Source organism: Apibacter sp. B3546 (genome assembly GCF_009827885.1).
Lineage (GTDB): Bacteria > Bacteroidota > Bacteroidia > Flavobacteriales > Weeksellaceae > Apibacter.
The window spans coordinates 51,418-69,975 of the sequence record NZ_WINW01000032.1; the positions used below are offsets into that span (position 1 = coordinate 51,418).

An 18,558-nucleotide genomic window follows, 5' to 3' on the forward strand; every position below is an offset into this window, starting at 1 on the left:
TATATAATACATTCTAAATTTCAAAACTATTATTTTTTTTAATTTAAATTGTTTTGTTTTTTAAAAATTCAGATTTTATTTAATAAAAACTAATTTATATAACTAAATTTACAACTAATGGTTTCTAAAAATTTATACCTTTTTATCTTAGTAAATATTTTATGAAAAAATGTCTACTTTTATTAACACGATATCCTTTCCCTATTATTGGTGGAGATAAAGTAAAAAGTTATAACTTAATAAAAATATTATCTAAAAATTTTAAACTTCGGGTAATAATTATTACTGATGAGCCTCATAATCATGATGGTGAAGAATTTTTAAAAAAGAATACAGATTCTTACACAGTATTCAGATATTCTCCCTTAAAGTTTAAATTGAATGCTATTAAAGGTTTGTTTAAAAAAATTCCTCTTCAAGTATCATATTATTATTTTTCAAACATTCATAAAAAAATACTTGAAGATATTGAAAACTCTGATCTTATCATCGCAAATTTAATTCGAACAACAAAATATTTAAACAATTCTAGTCACAAAAAAAAATTTTTAGATATTGTTGATGCTATTGGACCTCATTATATTGAAGCTACTCAAAAAGCAACTTCATTATTTTGGAAAATAATTTATTATATTGAGGGTAAAAGAGTATTAAATTATGAGATTCAATGTATAAGAAATTTTAACAGTACTTTTTTTGTTAATAAACAGGAAGCTGAATCTTATTCTAAATATGGCAAGTCGATTTGGATTCCTAATGGAGTTTCATCAAAATTAGTAAACTGTAAATTACCTTCTAAAATAAGTTCTCGAAAAATTGTTTTTTTTGGTAAAATGAACTATCAACCAAATATAGAGGCTGTCATTTGGTATATTGATCATATACATAATCATTTGCCTAAAGACTATGAATTTATTATTTTAGGAGCATCTCCTTCAAAAAAAATTCTTAATAAAACTAAAAAGTATAAAAATATAAATGTTACAGGATATTTAGACAATCCCTACGAAATTATTACAAATTGTTGTCTTGTAGTCTCTCCGATGCAAATTGGTGGGGGAATACAGAATAAGGTCTTAGAATCTATGGCCTTAGGCCAAATTAATGTTTTAACATCTAAAGTAGCCAATCCTATAACCGGAGCAAAAGTGAATACACATTTTTTAGTAGAAGATCAACCTTTGAAAATGATCCATTTATTAAAAGATATTCTAACTAATAGAGAGAAATATCTTCATATCGGAAAAAATGCTCGAGAATTTATTGCACATAATTATACCTGGGAGAATTATGAAAAAAAACTCTTAAGAATGCTATCAGATTCTTAAAAGTTATATTAAAATTTTTCTTAAATAAAAAAAACCAATCTAAAAGCAATAGATTGGTTTTTTATTAATTAAAAGTAATATAATTTAATTTATAATTATTTTCTTAGTTAAGGTTGTTTTATTTGATTGTATTTTTATAAAATAAATACCCGCAGGTTGTCCCTGAATATCAACATTAATTTCCTTTTCTTTTATTTCTTTAGTATATACTATATTTCCATTAGAATTCATTATATGTAGTACTCCTTCTATTTGACCATCTAAAGAAATGGTAAATAATCCATGGGTAGGATTGGGATAAATTGACACTGAGTTTTCTGATAACCTTGCTTTTTCTGATTCTATCTTATTAGTATTAGTATCGAGTCTAAATGCACTTTTATCCGAAGGAGAAATATAAACTTTTGAAGCTACGTTTATAGATTGTCTAGCTCTACTACTATTCACATACACCTTTACTTTTATGTGATAAGATCCCGGTTCTAATGCTTTTTCAATTAATGGATTTCTAGAATTAAACCATCCTTTAGCTCCGTCATTCATCCAGGTGGTTTGAGTAATTTGTGATTCTTCTTCATTACCATTGGAATTTTCTTTAACAATGTAAGTCCATTGCCTCATAAAAGCTAATGTCCTAATTTCAAGGTTTGCTTTTGAACCTTTAGGTACCACAAAGGATTTACTTTTATAAATAAAATATCCTTCTCCCGGATCACCAGGTGCACCAGTAATCCATCTTTCATTATAAGTATTATCTTTAAATTGGGGATAATACCAACCCGAGTAAGTATGCCTTGTGCGAGCAATGTGTTCTGAACCATCCGGACGAATACATTTCCAATCCGGGTCTTCAATCTCGATTGGCATAACGGAGCCATCATCGAAACGTCCAGTACTTAGGTCAATTACATTGACTTGGGCTTTTAATATTGAAAATAAAAAAATAAAAAGCCAGTAAATTTTTTTCATAAGTATATATTTTATAAATTGTATAATACAAATATATATTTATTTTTTTAATATTTTATTTTGTATATGTAAATAATATTGAATATTACAAAATTTAAATCAATAATTATATTTAATTTATACCGTATTATAAATTTAAATTATTTTTAAACAATAAATTATATCACGATTAACTTAATATTATCCCATATAAAGCTTTCAACTCAAATTTTTTAGAAGGATTTGACTTAATTCGTTTTATTTGAAAATAGTAAATAAAATTTATTTAATTCCACAAAAAAAACTTTATAAATATTAACTTTTTAAATATATCTTTGTTAGATTCATAATAATTGTACAATAACGCTAGTTATCAAATCGACTTAAAGTAAATATGGAAGAAGTTGATATAAGAAATATTAAGTATTTTTTGGGAATTGATAGTTTTTATCTAAAATGTATATTGGGTTTAATAGGATCATTCTTATTAACCTATTTGACTATTCCTAAAATTATTAGAGTTTCTTATAAAAAAAATTTAATGGCAAGACCTAAGGAAAGAAGTTCTCATCACACGGAAACTCCTAATTTAGGTGGAATTTCAATTTTTTATTCTGTTACAATTATGTCTTCCATATGTGCTTATGAGCTATTTTCTTCCTATATTTTTTTATTTTCCGGAATTATTGTTCTATTCTTCATTGGATTAATGGATGATATATTAGTTGTTGCACCTAATAAAAAATTTTATGCACAAATTGTTACCGCTCTAATGATTTCTGTAGGATCCAACGTTAGAATTGGTCATTTCTTTGGCATTTTCGGTATTAATCTACTCCCCTATTGGTTTAGTATTTTATTTACCGTTTTAATTTTTATTTTTTTAATAAATGCGTTCAATTTAATAGACGGAATCGATGGTTTAGCATCAGGTGTTGCAATCTTAGTTTGTTGTGCATTCATAATTACTTTTTGGAGATTGGGATCAATTAATTATCCTATGATTGTCTTAGCATTAACCATTATTGGAAGTCTTTTAGCTTTTCTCCATTATAATTTTTCCAAAAGGTATAAAATATTTATGGGTGACACCGGATCTATGATTATAGGATTTTTACTTTCATTTATGGGTATTAAATTCCTAAATTTATTTTTATTGCAATACCCATTCGGTACTCCGGTATACTGGATTCAAACAGCTCCAGTAATTGTTATTGCCATTTTAATTATTCCTATCATTGATACGTTAGGTGTTTTTATGATACGTATATATAAAAAACGCTCTCCTTTTAATGCAGATAAAAATCATATGCATCATAGATATTTACGTTTAGGTTTATCTCACAAACAAGTTACGTTAGTTATAGTTGCAGAAAATGCTATAGTTATATTAGTTGCTTACTTTTTAAGACATATTAATGTTCATCTACTACTTATCATAATTTTATTATTGGGAATCATATTTTCTTTTCTCCCCTTATTATTAACTAAAATTATACACAAAAAACGTGAATAAAAACACCAAAATATATTTATCTCCTCCCAACATTGATCATTCAGAAATAGAAAATGTAGTTCAAGCTCTAAAAAGTGGATGGATTTCACCTTTTGGATCTTACACAATTGATTTTACTAATAAATTATCTAAATATTTTAAAAAAAATATTTTATTAACAAATAGTGGAACGTCTTCGATTCACCTTGCTCTAAAAGTAACCGAAATTAAAGAAGGTGATTATGTTTTATGTTCTAATTTAACTTTTGCTGCTACTGCTTTTCCTATTTTATATGAAAAAGCTATTCCTGTATTTATAGGTTCTGAAAAAGAAACATGGAATATGTCTCCTGAATTTCTTCACTTCGCAATTGAAGATTTAAATAAAAAAGATATAAAACCTAAAGTTTTAATCATTGCACATATTTACGGAATGCCTGCACAAATGGATAAAATAATTGATATATGCAAGGATAATAACATCATAATCATTGAAGATGCAGCAGAGGCGTTAGGTTCCTTTTACCATAATAAGCCTTTAGGCTCGATGGGTAACTATGGAATTATTTCATTTAATGGAAATAAAATTATTACTACCTCTCAAGGGGGTGCTCTAATATTACCCAATAAAAAAAGTTATAACTATGCTGAAAAATTAGCTTTTCAAGCAAAAGAAAAAGTCGATTATTATAAACATAATGAATTAGGATATAACTACTCTACAAGTAATATTCTTGCCGCTTTAGGTAGTGCACAATTTGATAAATTGGAAATAAAAGTAAAAAGAAGAAGACTAATTTTCGATTATTATCTTTCAAATCTGGAAAAACGATTCACCATAGACTATCAAAAAGAATTAAATCACAGCTTTTCTAATCGTTGGTTAAGCTCTTTTATATTTCCAACCTCATTAAATAAAAAAATTAAAAGTTTGCTTGATAAAAACAATATTGAATCAAGATTTCTTTGGAATCCACTAAATAATCAGAAAGTTTTTAAAAATTTTTCATTTTATGGTGATTCTTTTTTTGAAAATAGCCTTTTCAAAAACGGACTGTGTCTACCCTCCGGAGATAATTTAAACGATGAAGATTTAAATAAGATTATTACTATTATCGATAAAAATATTTAAAATATAATGCCAAACAAAGAAGATATAATCAAAATTCAAAATCAAAATATTTCCTTTGAAGAATTGTTTAATAAAAAAATAGATTATTCTAATAAAGAATATAATTATTTAAATCATAAAGTAATTTTAGTTACCGGTGGTGGAGGTTCTATAGGAAGCGTATTAATTCAAAGATTATTGGAAAGTTCATGTAAAAAAATTATAATCTTAGATCATTCTGAATATGCAATTTTTAAAATCAAATTAAAATTTAAAGATGAAATTGAAGATAATCGTTTACAGTTATTTTTAGGAGATATTAGAAATAAAGAATTATTAAAAAAATTATTTTCTTTATTTTCTATTCAAATAATTTATCATGCCGCAGCTTATAAACACATTGATATTTTAGAGAATAACGTAGAAGAGTCTCAATCCGTAAATATAGATGCTACTTTAAACTTATTGGAAATTGCATTAACTAATCAAAATGTCGAACAGTTTATTTTTATTTCAACCGATAAAGCTGTTCAACCCATAAACATTATGGGAATATCTAAACGAATTGCGGAACTGAATCTTCTAAAAAAAATTATAATAAAAGAAATTCCTACGACGTTAGAAATTAAAATTATTCGATTTGGAAACGTTTTCAATAGTAGCGGATCGGTTTTCACTATCTTTAAATATCAAATTGAAAACCAACTGCCTATTACTATTACAAATAAAAACATGAATCGATATTTTATTTCCAAATATCAAGCCTCCAGAGGATTAATTGAAATAGCCTCTCCTATTAACTGTTCCGGGATATATATTTTAGATATGGGAAATTCTTATAATATTAATGATTTGTTAAACACATTTTTACAAAAATTAAATCTCGACTATAAGCCGAAAATTATTTATTTAAATAAGATTTCAAATTTTGAAAAATTTGAAGAACAATTATATTTTCCTTTTGAAGGAATTGAAAATAATATATCTATTTATAAAAAAATAATTTTAAATAATTATGATATAAGTAATATTGAAACAGAAATTACAAATCTTATGCAAATATTAAAAAATTAACTATTTTTGCAGTTTAAGTTATTATATGAAATTTAATCAAGCTATTTTTATTATTTCTTTTGCTTTATTATTATGTTCTTGCATCGGTGTTAAAGATTTAAAATATCTTCAACCTAGCGAAAACCTACATTATAATGAATATGGATTAGTTCCGGTAATCTATGAAAACTACAGGGTAAAAAAAGACGATATTTTAGCAATGACCCTTATCACTTCGGATAAAAACGCTTCTCGATTTTTAAGTGAAGAAAACACAACGGCATTTAAAGGAGGTGCTAACAGTGGAGATGGAAGATTAAGAACTAGTGGATTAATTGTTGATGCCAATGGATATATAACCATATATGGATTAGGTGAATTCTATGTATATGGGTTAACTTTAAATGAAATAACAGATTTAGTTCAGTCTAAACTAAATGAAGTATTATATAATGATGGAAAAGCTGAAGTTCGAATGAATATCGGAGCCATCAAATATTATATGGTAGGCGAAATTGCATCACCCGGAGAAAAAACGGAGTTGTCTAACCGGGTCGATTTATTACAAGCGATAGCTAAATCGGGAGATTTAACAAGATACGCTGACAGGCGCCATATTAGAATCATCAGAGAATACCCGGAAGGTAAAAAAAACATTGTGCTTGATATAACCCGCGATGATATTCTAAACTCTCCCTATTTTTATTTACAATCTGGAGATCAAATTATTATAGACCCATTAAAAGAGAAAATATCTGGTTTAGGAGGTGGTACCACTATTGGAGATGTTACCCAATTCCTATCTGTAGGTATTCAGGCAATTACAACGTATTTATTTTTCAAAACATTATAATAAATTTTAGTATCGAAACATGAATACCACTGACCAGCAAAATACTAACCAAAATAAAACACAAAAAAATAAAAATTCCGATTTTCTCGAAAATAATTTTTTTAGTCTTGAAAGATTTATTCGAAGGCTTATAAAAAATTGGTATTGGTTTTTAATCGCTTTTATATTTGGATGGACCATAGCTTTTCTTGTCAATCGATTTTCTGATCGATTTTACCAATCTTCTACCACAGTCAGTATATCTTCCGGTACATCAAGCGTTCTGGCACCCAATCAATCCATAAACTTTATTTGGGGAGGAAATTCAGGGGCTACGCAAGGTATATATTATAAAAAATTACTGACTTCCAGAACTCACAACGAAAATTTAGTCAAATCGCTTAATCTATACATAAATTATTATTTAAAAGGTAATTTTAAAACAACTGAAATTGACTATGTAGATGTACCTTTCAAAATAGTAGTGGATACAAATTATCCCCAATCTTTGTATACAGATATTAAAGTGGATATACTCCCTGATCATAAATTTAAACTCACTTTTCCTGATAACTTAAATGAAACGTGTTTTCTTTATACAAACGAAAACTATTATATACGTAAAGACAAATATGTAAAAGAGCTCATTGTCCCTTTAAATACATGGGTACAAACAAATAATTTAAAATTTAAGTTTGTTAAAAATAAAGAATACGGGGGCAGATTTGGAGATAACATTACAGATCTCAGTTTTTATTTTTACTTATCGACCATAAATTATTCTGTATCCAAAATTAAATCTTTAGTTTCTATAGACTTTGATCAAGACCTTCCATCCATCATGATTATGACAAAGAAAGGATTAAGTTTAAATGGGACTATTAATTTCTTAAATAAATCGGTAGATGAATTAATAAAAAGAAGACTTGAAGATAAAAATAAAGTTAATTTAAATACCATTGATTTTATTAAAAAACAAATCATTATAACAAAAAGAAAATTAGATAGTGCTACGGTAATCTTTCAGAAAGTACAAATGGATAATAAGATTTTTTCAAAATCTGATGTTAGTACCAATGTTATCTTATCTAAAATACAAGGTTTAGATCTTAGAAGAGAAGAATTAAAATCTAAAATTGAGGCTTTAAATAATTTTAAAAAATCATCTTTCAATAAAAACACTTATTTAAATGGAGATATTTTAGGAATATCGGATAATAATATAGATGGTTTGATGCAAAATGTTCAAACCTTAGAACAAGAAAAAAGAGATTTATTATTAATATATAGAGATCATTCAGAACCTATTAATGAAATAAATTACAAAATTAATAATGCCAAAAATAAGGTTATATCCTTACTAGATAATTCATCTAAAGATCTCGCTACCAATTTAAAAAATGTAAATAATCAAATAAGTAATTTAGAACTCGATATTGAATCTCTTCCGGAAAAAGAACGATTATTTGTCAATGCGCAAAGAGGTTATTTACTAAATGACGGTATATACAATACCCTTTTGGATAAATTATCTGAGGCAGAAATGAGGAAAGCTACTACAATTTCTGATATAACTGTATTAGATAAAGCAAAAAATACGGGACAAGCTCCTATAACTCCAAACATTCAAAAAAATAAATATAAATATATAGGGATATCATTGGTTATTCCTCTTATATTGTTGTTCTTAATCGAACTATTAGATAATAAAATAAAATTAATTTCAGATTTAAAATCAGTTACTAAAATCCCAATTATAGGTACTATCGGACCTAAAAATACCGAAAATAATTTAGCTGTACTGGCACGACCTAAATCGAGTATTTCTGAAAGTTTTCGAGCTATTAGATCCAATTTGAGGTTTTTATATAATGAAAAGGATGTGAAGGGTGGAAAAGTTTTTTTAATAACCTCGTCTATAGGCAGTGAAGGAAAAACCTTTATAGCAATTAACTTAGCTTCTGTTTTAGCGTTAAGCGGTAAAAAAACGGTTTTAGTTGGAATGGACTTGCGAAAACCTAGAATTTTTGATGACTTTAAAATTAGTAATAAAGTAGGATTATCAGGTTATCTTTCCGGATCAAATTCACTTGAAGATATTATTAAAAAAACAGAATATGAAAATTTAGATATTATTCCGGCAGGACCTATACCTCCAAATCCGGGTGAATTATTAATTAGTATGGAAAATGAAGAATTGATTAAAAAATTAAGAACTATGTATGATTATATCATTATAGATTCTCCACCGGTTGGTTTAGTTATTGATGCATACGATTTAATGTCTCTTTCTGATGCCAGAATTTATGTTGCCCGTTGCAATTATACGTATAAACAGCTTTTAAAGGGCATTAACGAGAAATATAATAATGATGAGGTAAATCACATTGGAATTATTTTCAATGATTACGTTAATCCGGGAGGATATGGTTATGGGTATGGCTACGGGTACGGATATGGTTATGGATATGGTTATGGATATTTTGAAGAAGATGAAAACTATGACAATTCATTATTTACACGAATAAAACGTTTATTTAAAAAATAATAATCAAAAAGGTTGGAATATATTCCAACCTTTATTTAAAATATATATATACCTCAAAATTTTCGTATATAACATAATTAATCGTAAGTGAAAAAGCTTATCATTATAGGAGGCGGAGCTTCCGGATTTTTTTTAGCATCCAACATTAATTCCAATAAATGGGAAACAATTATATTAGAACAAGCTAAAAGTCCCCTTCAAAAATTAAAGATATCGGGCGGAGGAAGATGTAATGTTACTAACGCTTGTTTTATACCTAAAAAACTGGTAAAATTCTATCCTAGGGGATCCAAAGAACTTTTAAGTGTATTCAATCATTTTCAACCATCTGATACTTTTGAATGGTTTGCTCAAAAAGGCGTTAATTTAAAAATTGAAAACGATAATAGAGTATTTCCCGAATCTAATTCTTCTCAAACCATTATAGATACATTTATTGAGCAGGCAAACAATAAAAATATAGAAATTAATTACAATTCAACGGTAATTAACCTAAAAAAAATAGAAAATCAATTTGAAATAATTACTACTCATTCCACTTATTATGCTGATGCCCTTGTAGTTGCAACAGGAAGTTCCTTAAAAATGTGGAAAATCCTAAATCAATTAGGTCATACCATCATTCCTCCTGTCCCTAGCTTATTTACCTTTTTATGTGATGATCCACTGATTCGCAATTTACAAGGAATTACTTTTCCAGAAGCAGAAATACATATTCCTTTATTAAAATACAAAGAATTCGGGCCTTTACTTATCACGCATTGGGGTATAAGTGGACCTGCCGTATTAAAATTATCTGCATGGAGTGCCCGAGAATTATATAATCTTAATTATAAATTTGTTGTACGGGTAAATTGGATTTCTGAAACTTTTGATAAGGTAAAAGAGGCATTAATTCAAGAAAAAGAAAAACATCCCAAAAAATCGATTTATAGTTTAAAACTATACCATTTAACTCATCGATTTTGGAATAATCTTTTAGAACATCTCCAAATTAACGATAAAAATCTATCCGATTTAAGTAAAAAAGATATCAATAAAATAGCCGAATCACTTACCAATACGCAATTATCCATTACTGGTAAAAATACGCATAAAGATGAATTTGTAACTGCCGGAGGTGTAGATTTGAAAGAAGTTGATTTTCGCACTATGCAATCTAAATTAATACCTAATTTATATTTTGCGGGTGAAGTTTTAAATATTGATGCATTAACGGGAGGATTTAATTTTCAAGCATGTTGGAGTGAAGCATATATCATAAGCCAACAGCTTAATTTAAATAATTGAAATTTAAATTTTATTTAGTAAATTGAAAAATAAAATTTATACTAATTATTATAAAAGCAATTTAAAGATTTTAACCATGATTTTATTAGAAACCTATTTAAAACATGTGAAAGATCTTACTATATAAATTATTTATTAATTAAATACTCAACAACAGTTAGTCCGACAAGCTATCATTTTAGATGCTCTTTTACTAATAAAAAATAATTTAACTACTATGAATTTTAAGTATCCGTTCATTTTAAATAAAAACATTATATCCTTAAAAAATAACTATGTAACATCTAATTATATTTATATTTCATTTTTATACTAACTAATACACAAATTATATGAAACCTTTCTATTCTATTTTAACCTTATTGGTATTTAATTTGTCATTTTCACAAACGATAAATTTTGAAATCATAAAAGAAAATGTAACGGATAAGAATTCGTCCTATTATTATGATCATTTAATATCTGAATTCTTAAATAATGCGTCTAACTTCCATAATGAAAAGGTGAAATCGTATTACCTTTATTATGGTAAGCTATATACTTCATATTATACTAAATCTTTGGAAGGAAAAAACAATTATTTAAAATTCATGAAACAAATAGCAGCTAAAAAATATACTAAGGCAGTTATTTTAGGAGAAGAATTACTAAAAAATGATCCGGTTAATCTTACGGTAATTTTAAATCTAATTATATGTTATAATGAAAATAATGAAAATGAAGAAAGATTAAAACTATTAAAAAATCAAGCTGAAATTTTAATGAGAGCTATTGCCGACTATGGAGATGGAAAGAATAAGGAAACCGCTTTTAAAGTTATTTCATTAAGTGATGAATTTGCACTTTTAAATTATTTAGGAATTAATCTTGAAATGTATAGTAGAAATTCTGAAAAGCTAAATTCAACTACTATCTTAGATATTTGGACTAAAGAACAAAAATATCAAAAAGATAAAAGAAATAAAATTTATATAGAGGTTTTTACAGAATCTTCTGATAAATAGAATAACTAAATCATCTTTGTAGTCACTACTTAGTTTATAAACTATTAGAGTAAATAACTTATATTTACAAAAATAATATTTATGATAGTCCACGATTTCAGTAAATCTAAATCCATTTTAAATCATTTTGTAGGAGAATTAAGAGATGTCTCTATTCAGAAAGACAGAATGAGATTTAGAAAAAATTTGGAAAGAATAGGTGAAATTTTAGGTTACGAACTAAGTAAGACGCTTGAATACCAAACTGTTAACATTACTACTCCTTTAGGTAGTAAGCCTACAGAATTGATTATCCAGCAACCTGTACTATGTACTATTTTGAGAGCGGGATTACCTTTACATCAAGGAATGATGAATTTTTTTGATCAAGCGGAAACCACATTCGTATCCGCATTTAGACATCATCCGAACAGTAATAAAGAATTTGAAATAGTGGTTGAATATTTGGCAACTCCTTCTTTGCAAGATAAAACATTAATAATTTCAGATCCTATGCTGGCTACCGGTGAATCTTTGGCAAATGTTTATGAAGTTTTATTAAGTCAAGGAAAGCCTAAGAAAGTACATATTGTTGCAGCCATAGGCTCCAAACCGGGAATTGATTACATTAAAACTAAATTACCTGAAAATTCAGAATTATGGATTGCGTCTGTTGATGATGAATTAGATGAAAATAAATATATCGTACCCGGATTAGGAGATGCCGGTGATTTGGCTTTTGGAAAAAAATTATCCAAATAGATAAAGCAGATTTCTTTTTTTAGCGAACATAATAAAATAAAAAAAAGAGTAACGTTTAATTTAACTTACTCTTTTTTTGATTGAATAATTATTAATAACTATTTAAAATAAATAAAAATATCTTTTTTAAAATTTCAAAATTTATTTTTTGAAATATTCTTCTTCGTAATCACAGATTCGTTGAACTTTTGGAGCAGAACCGCCACCGCTAAATTCTGACTCTAACCAAGTATTCAACAAACTTTTCGCAAGTTCTTGCCCAATTACTCGTTCACCAAAACAAATAATTTGTGCATTATTACTTTTTCTTGCTCTTTCAGCAGAAAAAGGATCATGACAAACTGCTGCTCTAACTCCTGGTATTTTATTGGCTGTTATTGCCATTCCTATACCCGTACCACACGTTAACACAGCTCTTTCAAATTCTCCTGCTGCTACAGCCTTTGCTACTTTTGCTGCAACATCCGGATATAAAACCACCTCTCCTTTTTCAGCACCAAAGTCTTTGACTTCATATCCTAATTTTTCTAAATGATCTTTTAAGACAATTTTTAAAGCATACGCTGCCTCATCGCAGCCTATTGCTATTTTTTTCTTACTCATAATATTGTTTGTGTGTTTTAGTTAAATCTTTATTAAGATTTCTTTAACAAATATAAGTACTATTTAGCAGTTTACCAACAGAAATTTTAATTTTTATTCACAATTGTAAATAATTTTACCTTTAAGTTAGCAAAAAAATATTTTGTAAAAAATTACAATACAATTAAATACATTAAAAAACTCAAGTAAAAATCTGATGAAAATTTTTTAAAGATTTCTTAAAATTATCTTAAGAAGAAAAATAAATGTTAATAAAATTAATACTATTGAAAAGTAAAATTTCTTTATTTCACAGAAACAAATTTTAAAAATCTTGATAGAAATTAAGATAAATAGGTAAATTATGAACGGGGGTAGCCGGATCAATTAATACACAATTTATTTATAAATAATTTAGCAATAATTATAATTCATCCTTTAAAAATTTTGCAGTATAACTGCTTTTATTTTTAACTACTTCTTCCGGGGTACCTTGTGCAATTATTTTACCTCCTTTATCTCCTCCTTCCAATCCGATGTCAATAATATAATCTGCTGCCTTAATAACATCGAGGTTATGCTCGATAATAATAATTGAATTACCTAAATTTACCAAACGATTGATTACTTCCATTAAAATTCTGATATCTTCAAAATGTAAGCCTGTAGTTGGCTCATCCAATATATAAATGGTATTTCCTGTTTGTTTTTTACTTAATTCTTTAGCTAATTTAACTCGTTGAGCTTCTCCTCCCGATAGGGTTGTTGATTGCTGTCCTAAAGTAATATAACCTAAACCTACTTCTTGTAATGTTTTAATAATGCGATGAATTTTAGGGATTGGCTGGAAAAAATCTACAGCTTCATCTATGGTCATATCCAATACATCTGAAATAGATTTACCTTTGTATCTTACCTCTAAAGTTTCTCTGTTAAATCGTTTTCCATGACAGGCTTCACAATGAACATATATATCCGGTAAAAAATTCATTTCAATCAATTTCAATCCGGAACCTTGACAAACTTCACATCTTCCTCCTTTTACATTAAAAGAAAACCTACGCAATTGATATCCTCTTATCTTTGATTCAGGCAATTGAGCAAACAAGTTTCGTATATCTGTAAAAACTCCTGTATAGGTTGCAGGATTGGATCTTGGAGTTCGACCAATTGGCGATTGATCTACATCTACAATCTTGTCCAAAAATTCAATACCTTCAATCTTCTTATACGGAAGAGGTTCTTTTTCAGCACGATAGAAATGTTTATTTAATATAGGATATAATGTATTGGTTATTAACGAAGATTTTCCACTCCCGGAAACTCCGGTTATGCAAACCAATGCCCCTAAAGGTATATCCAGGGTTACATTTTTTAAGTTATTTCCTGTACATCCTATTAATTTTAAATGATTACCATTTCCTTTTCTTCGTTCTTCGGGTATGGGAATTTGTAATTCTCCATTAATATATTTTGCAGTTAATGTATTTGCTTTTGATATATTTTGTGGTTTTCCTTCCCAAACTACCTCACCCCCTCCCTTTCCGGCCAACGGTCCCATATCTATTACATAGTCTGCATTTAGGATCATATCTTTATCATGTTCCACTACTAAAACAGAGTTACCTAAATCTCTAAGTTTTTTTAAAGAGTCTATTAATTTAATATTATCGCGTTGATGTAACCCAATGCTCGGCTCATCTAAAATGTATAAAACATTGACCAATTGAGAACCAATTTGTGTAGCCAAACGTATTCTTTGAGATTCTCCACCGGATAAGGTCTGCGACGGCCTATCCAAACTAAGATAATCTAAACCAACATCAACTAAAAAACTGAGTCTCTTGGAAATTTCTTGAATTAAATCTTTAGCAATTATTTGGTTATTTTCAGATAATTTTGAAGGCAATTCATGAATCCATTCACTTAATTTTTGTAAAGAAAATCGGGCTATTTCCGAAATGTTTTTGTTATCAATCTTAAAAAATAAACTTTCTTTTTTTAAGCGTGCTCCCTCACAAACCGAACAAATTCTGTCTTCAAATACCTGAGTTTTAAATTTTTGAGATTCTTCTTCATCTTTTCCGGTGGACAAACGAGTTATATAATCAATGATTCCTTCAAAATTTACTTTATAGGTCTTCTTAATTTGAGCATAATCTAAATCTAAGGTAACCTTATCATTTATTCCATAGAGTATTTCATCTTTTGCTTGATCAGAAAGTTTTTCCCACGGAGTAGACATTGTAAAACCATTCTTTTTTAGGATAACATCTATTTGAGATAAGATCCATCCGGTATGACTAAGTTCTTCAAAAATTGGAAAAACGTTTTTGTCAAAAGATAATTTGGGATTGGGCACCAACTTATTTATATTGATTTCCTTAACTCTTCCTAATCCGTTACAGTGCTCACACGCTCCTTTAGGAGAATTAAAAGAAAAAGTATTTGGCTCCGGCATTTGATAAGAAATCCCGGTACTGGGACACATTAAATTACGACTAAAATATTTTCCCTGCTCCTCTCCTTGCTTCAAAAGCATTATGGTACCCTCTCCATATTGCATGGCTAACCGTATCGATTGTATGATTCGTTGGGTATTCTTTTTTGTATCTATAATCAGCTTATCTATTACAACCTCAATATCGTGAATCTTATAACGGTCTAACTTCATATCCGGAACAATGTCCAATAATTCTCCATCAACTCTAACTTGTAAAAATCCCTTTTTAGCCAGATTTGCAAACAACTCTCTATAATGTCCTTTTCTTGATCTAATTAATGGCGCTAAAACCAAAACTTTCTCTCCTGAAAAATCCTTATAAATTAAATCAGTAATTTGATCTTCCGAATAAGTAACCATTTTTTCACCCGTCTTATATGAAAAAGCGTCCGAAGCACGGGCATATAACAATCGAAAAAAGTCATACAATTCTGTTACGGTCCCTACAGTTGAACGTGGGTTTTTCGATGTAGTTTTTTGTTCAATAGCTATAACAGGAGATAAACCATCTATTTTATCTACATCCGGACGATCTAAAGTTCCCAAAAATTGACGTGCATAGGCTGAAAAAGTTTCGATATATCGTCTTTGACCTTCTGCATAAATTGTATCAAATGCCAAGGAAGATTTTCCACTTCCACTTAAACCGGTAATTACTACTAATTGATTTCTGGGAATTTTAAGAGAAATATCTTTGAGGTTATGTTCTCTTGCTCCATAAATATTTATATAATCCTGATTCATTATAGGTTATCTCAAGTTAATCGATTAACTGACTTAAATTAAAGTAGTGCGCAAAGATATGAAAATTTGCTTCTTTTATTTAAATCTGTAGTTAACATATTATGTATAAATAACAAAAAAATCATACCAAATCTTTGACTTATTTATGTTCTGAAAAATTAGGTAAATTTGAACCAATAATTAATCATCATGGGGTATTCCAATTTTATAAAATATACATTACAAACAAGTAGTAATGAGATAATTAAATCCCGTATTCTATAGAGGGGATAATTCTTATAAAACCCTCTAATTAAAAGTTTTTGTTTTTGATATTTTATAATTTTTACCAATGAAAATTTAGTTAATTAAATTAGTAACGTTCAAACCGGCTAATGCTAAATTATTGTAATTTTGCAAGTTTTAATTGAATTGATAACCATGAAAGAATACGTTTTTGAATTAGTTCGACAAATACGCTTCGTTGATATTATTGAATTTATAGGAACATTTGCTTTTGCAATCAGTGGTGTTCGGGGTGCTGCAACAAAAAAATGCGATTGGTTTGGTGCTTTTGTTTTAGGTTTTGTTACTGCCGTTGGAGGAGGAACTTTTCGAGACCTTCTTTTGGGTATAACTCCTTTTTGGATGCTTAATAGTATTTATGTATGGTGTACTCTTTTCTCTTTGTTATTTTATATATTTCTACGTGAGCATCTTAATCATTTAAATAGTTTCTTTTTTTGGAGTGATAGTATCGGTCTTGGATTATTTGTTGTTGTAGGCGCTGAAAAGGCTATGTTGTTAGGATATGACTCTTGGGTCATAGTGATTATGGGAACTATTACAGCTGTTTTAGGTGGAGTAATTCGCGATATTCTTTTAAATAAAGTCCCTCGAATCTTTAAACGTGAAATTTATGCTTCTCCCTGTATAGTTGGAGGTATTTTTTTTGTAACGCTTCAATTCTTCAACTTTAATTTACCTTTTATTAGTGCTGTAACTATCGGAATTGTAGTTTTATTAAGATATATAGCCGTTAGATGGGATTTGCAAATCCCTAAACTTAAAAGTGAAAAACTTTAAATCATAGTATGTCTTTACTTCATAATCTAAATTTATAAATTAATTAAGAAGTTAGACCATTTCATTTTAAAAATTTAAAATATACATTACTATATAAAAAGAAAAAGGGAGTTTAAACACTCCCCTTTTTAATATCCTATGGTAAATCTTTGTTGATGATGTTTTGGATTTTCAAGTTCGTCGACCATAGCCTTCGCATAATCCTGAACAGATATTTTACTGTTCCCTTGATCATCTGTAATAAGATTGTCTAATCCTAAACGATATTTTCCTGTTCTTTCTCCCGGCTCTATAGTTCCGGCAGGTGAAAAGAAAACCCAATCTAGTTCTTTTTCCGGTAAAAATTGATCTTTTAAGACTAATGCTAATGCCTTAACTCCCGGTAAAATTTCGTCCGGAATGGCTCCTGAATCTACAACGGTTTTACCCGGAGCTACCAATAAGCTTCCTGCTCCACCAACCGCTTGTAATCTCTTAATACCCGCTTTTTTAACAGCCTCAATTATTGATTGATATCCTTTTATTGTATCATCGTAAATATTGGGATTAGTCCAGCCCGGATTATATGCACTTATTACTGCATCATTATTTTTTAAAACTTCAGCTAATTTATCTGTGTCAAATACATTTGCACTTACCACTTTTAAATTTTTATCGTCATTCTTAATTTTATCAGCCGAACGAACGATTGCTGTTACTTGGTACCCTCTGCTCAGTAATTCTTTTACTAATTGTGACCCTATAAATCCTGAGGCACCTATTAATGCTACTTTTTTCATAATTTGTATACTAATATTAATAATTAATTCTTTGATAACTTATTTTCATATAATAAATGAGAATTCCATATTTGTTTTCCCTAAAATTTCATGCTGAAATCTAGAAGGGTTACTCCTTCCAGTTTTTTAAATACTACCTCTTCAATAGTTTCATTCAATTCGCTAATGTTTTCATTAATTTTTTTTCCGACACAACATAAAGGATTGGGAGATGGTAAAAGTTTTCCTACTAGCGATTGATTGTAAACACTTAAATAAATTTCAGACAATGCAATTTTTTCAGGAGATTTTAATAATCTACTTCCCCCGTTCTTTCCTTCTTTTGTTTCTATAAAACCATGTTTTTGAAGGTTGGATAATTCATTCCTAACTATAACAGGATTAAGATTTAAACTTCCTGCTATATAAGCTGACGGTAGCCATTGATCCAAATTTTTTGCCAAAAGAGTAAGTATATGCATGGAAACTGTAAAATGGCGATCATTCATTACTGTAATATTTTTAATTACAGTTCAAATATAAGCTTTTTTTATAA

General features: G+C 28.2%; 15 protein-coding genes. 10 read left to right on the plus strand and 5 right to left on the minus strand.

What is annotated here, in order from left to right; all coding sequences use genetic code 11:
* Positions 1 to 161 precede the first annotated feature (161 nt).
* On the plus strand, positions 162 to 1,328 hold the full coding sequence (locus GFU93_RS05825) for a glycosyltransferase (RefSeq protein WP_160567973.1): 1,167 nt from the start codon (positions 162 to 164) through the stop codon (positions 1,326 to 1,328).
* Between the two features lie 84 nt (positions 1,329 to 1,412).
* Here GFU93_RS05825 and GFU93_RS05830 read toward each other — a convergent pair whose 3' ends face one another.
* Positions 1,413 to 2,297, minus strand: a complete 885-nt coding sequence (locus tag GFU93_RS05830; RefSeq protein ID WP_160567975.1) for a T9SS type A sorting domain-containing protein — start codon at positions 2,295 to 2,297, stop codon at positions 1,413 to 1,415.
* Positions 2,298 to 2,670: 373 nt separating this feature from the next.
* Here GFU93_RS05830 and GFU93_RS05835 point away from each other — a divergent pair, with 373 nt between their 5' ends.
* The 8 genes from GFU93_RS05835 to upp all read left to right on the plus strand — a co-directional run bounded on the left by GFU93_RS05835 (position 2,671) and on the right by upp (position 12,350).
* A complete protein-coding gene (locus GFU93_RS05835) occupies positions 2,671 to 3,792 on the plus strand; it encodes a glycosyltransferase family 4 protein (RefSeq protein WP_105297037.1) in 1,122 nt (373 codons plus the stop codon).
* On the plus strand, positions 3,785 to 4,903 hold the full coding sequence (locus tag GFU93_RS05840; protein ID WP_160567977.1) for an aminotransferase class I/II-fold pyridoxal phosphate-dependent enzyme: 1,119 nt from the start codon (positions 3,785 to 3,787) through the stop codon (positions 4,901 to 4,903). The genes GFU93_RS05835 and GFU93_RS05840 overlap by 8 nt, the downstream gene beginning before the upstream one ends.
* A gap of 6 nt (positions 4,904 to 4,909) precedes the next feature.
* A complete protein-coding gene (locus GFU93_RS05845) occupies positions 4,910 to 5,956 on the plus strand; it encodes a polysaccharide biosynthesis protein (RefSeq protein ID WP_160567979.1) in 1,047 nt (348 codons plus the stop codon).
* Between the two features lie 25 nt (positions 5,957 to 5,981).
* On the plus strand, positions 5,982 to 6,788 hold the full coding sequence (locus tag GFU93_RS05850; RefSeq protein ID WP_105297040.1) for a polysaccharide biosynthesis/export family protein: 807 nt from the start codon (positions 5,982 to 5,984) through the stop codon (positions 6,786 to 6,788).
* A gap of 19 nt (positions 6,789 to 6,807) precedes the next feature.
* Positions 6,808 to 9,315: an exopolysaccharide transport family protein gene (locus GFU93_RS05855; RefSeq protein WP_105297041.1), complete on the plus strand. Its 2,508-nt coding sequence runs from the start codon at positions 6,808 to 6,810 to the stop codon at positions 9,313 to 9,315.
* Between the two features lie 87 nt (positions 9,316 to 9,402).
* Positions 9,403 to 10,605: an NAD(P)/FAD-dependent oxidoreductase gene (locus GFU93_RS05860; RefSeq protein WP_160567981.1), complete on the plus strand. Its 1,203-nt coding sequence runs from the start codon at positions 9,403 to 9,405 to the stop codon at positions 10,603 to 10,605.
* Between the two features lie 332 nt (positions 10,606 to 10,937).
* Positions 10,938 to 11,609 carry a DUF4919 domain-containing protein gene (locus GFU93_RS05865; protein ID WP_160567983.1) on the plus strand — a complete coding sequence of 224 codons (672 nt, stop codon included), beginning with the start codon at positions 10,938 to 10,940 and terminating at the stop codon, positions 11,607 to 11,609.
* A gap of 81 nt (positions 11,610 to 11,690) precedes the next feature.
* The gene (upp, locus tag GFU93_RS05870) at positions 11,691 to 12,350 is read left to right on the plus strand and encodes a uracil phosphoribosyltransferase (protein WP_105297044.1); all 660 of its coding nucleotides are present in this window, start codon (positions 11,691 to 11,693) and stop codon (positions 12,348 to 12,350) included.
* A 141-nt stretch (positions 12,351 to 12,491) separates the two neighbouring features.
* Here the strand turns inward: upp and rpiB are convergent, their stop codons facing one another.
* Positions 12,492 to 12,953, minus strand: a complete 462-nt coding sequence (gene rpiB, locus GFU93_RS05875) for a ribose 5-phosphate isomerase B (protein WP_160567985.1) — start codon at positions 12,951 to 12,953, stop codon at positions 12,492 to 12,494.
* A 403-nt stretch (positions 12,954 to 13,356) separates the two neighbouring features.
* A complete protein-coding gene (uvrA, locus tag GFU93_RS05880; protein ID WP_160567987.1) occupies positions 13,357 to 16,179 on the minus strand; it encodes an excinuclease ABC subunit UvrA in 2,823 nt (940 codons plus the stop codon).
* Positions 16,180 to 16,599: 420 nt separating this feature from the next.
* On the opposite strand from uvrA, the gene GFU93_RS05885 reads away from it, so the two are divergent.
* The gene (locus tag GFU93_RS05885; protein WP_105297047.1) at positions 16,600 to 17,244 is read left to right on the plus strand and encodes a trimeric intracellular cation channel family protein; all 645 of its coding nucleotides are present in this window, start codon (positions 16,600 to 16,602) and stop codon (positions 17,242 to 17,244) included.
* A 128-nt stretch (positions 17,245 to 17,372) separates the two neighbouring features.
* On the opposite strand, the gene GFU93_RS05890 is transcribed toward GFU93_RS05885, so the two are convergent.
* Together GFU93_RS05890 and GFU93_RS05895 are read right to left on the minus strand one after the other, a co-directional pair.
* The gene (locus GFU93_RS05890) at positions 17,373 to 18,023 is read right to left on the minus strand and encodes an NAD(P)-dependent oxidoreductase (RefSeq protein ID WP_160567989.1); all 651 of its coding nucleotides are present in this window, start codon (positions 18,021 to 18,023) and stop codon (positions 17,373 to 17,375) included.
* 80 nt (positions 18,024 to 18,103) lie between these two features.
* Positions 18,104 to 18,511 carry an Rrf2 family transcriptional regulator gene (locus tag GFU93_RS05895; protein WP_160567991.1) on the minus strand — a complete coding sequence of 136 codons (408 nt, stop codon included), beginning with the start codon at positions 18,509 to 18,511 and terminating at the stop codon, positions 18,104 to 18,106.
* Positions 18,512 to 18,558: the final 47 nt, after the last annotated feature.

Bases quoted from the DNA above. Each gene is read 5' to 3' on its own strand.
- uvrA (WP_160567987.1), bottom strand. From the start codon at position 16,179: ATGAATCAGGATTATATAAATATTTATGGAGCAAGAGAACATAACCTC.
- upp (WP_105297044.1), top strand. From the start codon at position 11,691: ATGATAGTCCACGATTTCAGTAAATCTAAATCCATTTTAAATCATTTT.
- GFU93_RS05850 (WP_105297040.1), top strand. From the start codon at position 5,982: ATGAAATTTAATCAAGCTATTTTTATTATTTCTTTTGCTTTATTATTA.
- GFU93_RS05835 (WP_105297037.1), top strand. From the start codon at position 2,671: ATGGAAGAAGTTGATATAAGAAATATTAAGTATTTTTTGGGAATTGAT.
- GFU93_RS05830 (WP_160567975.1), bottom strand. From the start codon at position 2,297: ATGAAAAAAATTTACTGGCTTTTTATTTTTTTATTTTCAATATTAAAA.
- GFU93_RS05845 (WP_160567979.1), top strand. From the start codon at position 4,910: ATGCCAAACAAAGAAGATATAATCAAAATTCAAAATCAAAATATTTCC.
- GFU93_RS05885 (WP_105297047.1), top strand. From the start codon at position 16,600: ATGAAAGAATACGTTTTTGAATTAGTTCGACAAATACGCTTCGTTGAT.
- GFU93_RS05825 (WP_160567973.1), top strand. From the start codon at position 162: ATGAAAAAATGTCTACTTTTATTAACACGATATCCTTTCCCTATTATT.
- GFU93_RS05890 (WP_160567989.1), bottom strand. From the start codon at position 18,023: ATGAAAAAAGTAGCATTAATAGGTGCCTCAGGATTTATAGGGTCACAA.
- GFU93_RS05865 (WP_160567983.1), top strand. From the start codon at position 10,938: ATGAAACCTTTCTATTCTATTTTAACCTTATTGGTATTTAATTTGTCA.
- rpiB (WP_160567985.1), bottom strand. From the start codon at position 12,953: ATGAGTAAGAAAAAAATAGCAATAGGCTGCGATGAGGCAGCGTATGCT.
- GFU93_RS05895 (WP_160567991.1), bottom strand. From the start codon at position 18,511: ATGAATGATCGCCATTTTACAGTTTCCATGCATATACTTACTCTTTTG.
- GFU93_RS05855 (WP_105297041.1), top strand. From the start codon at position 6,808: ATGAATACCACTGACCAGCAAAATACTAACCAAAATAAAACACAAAAA.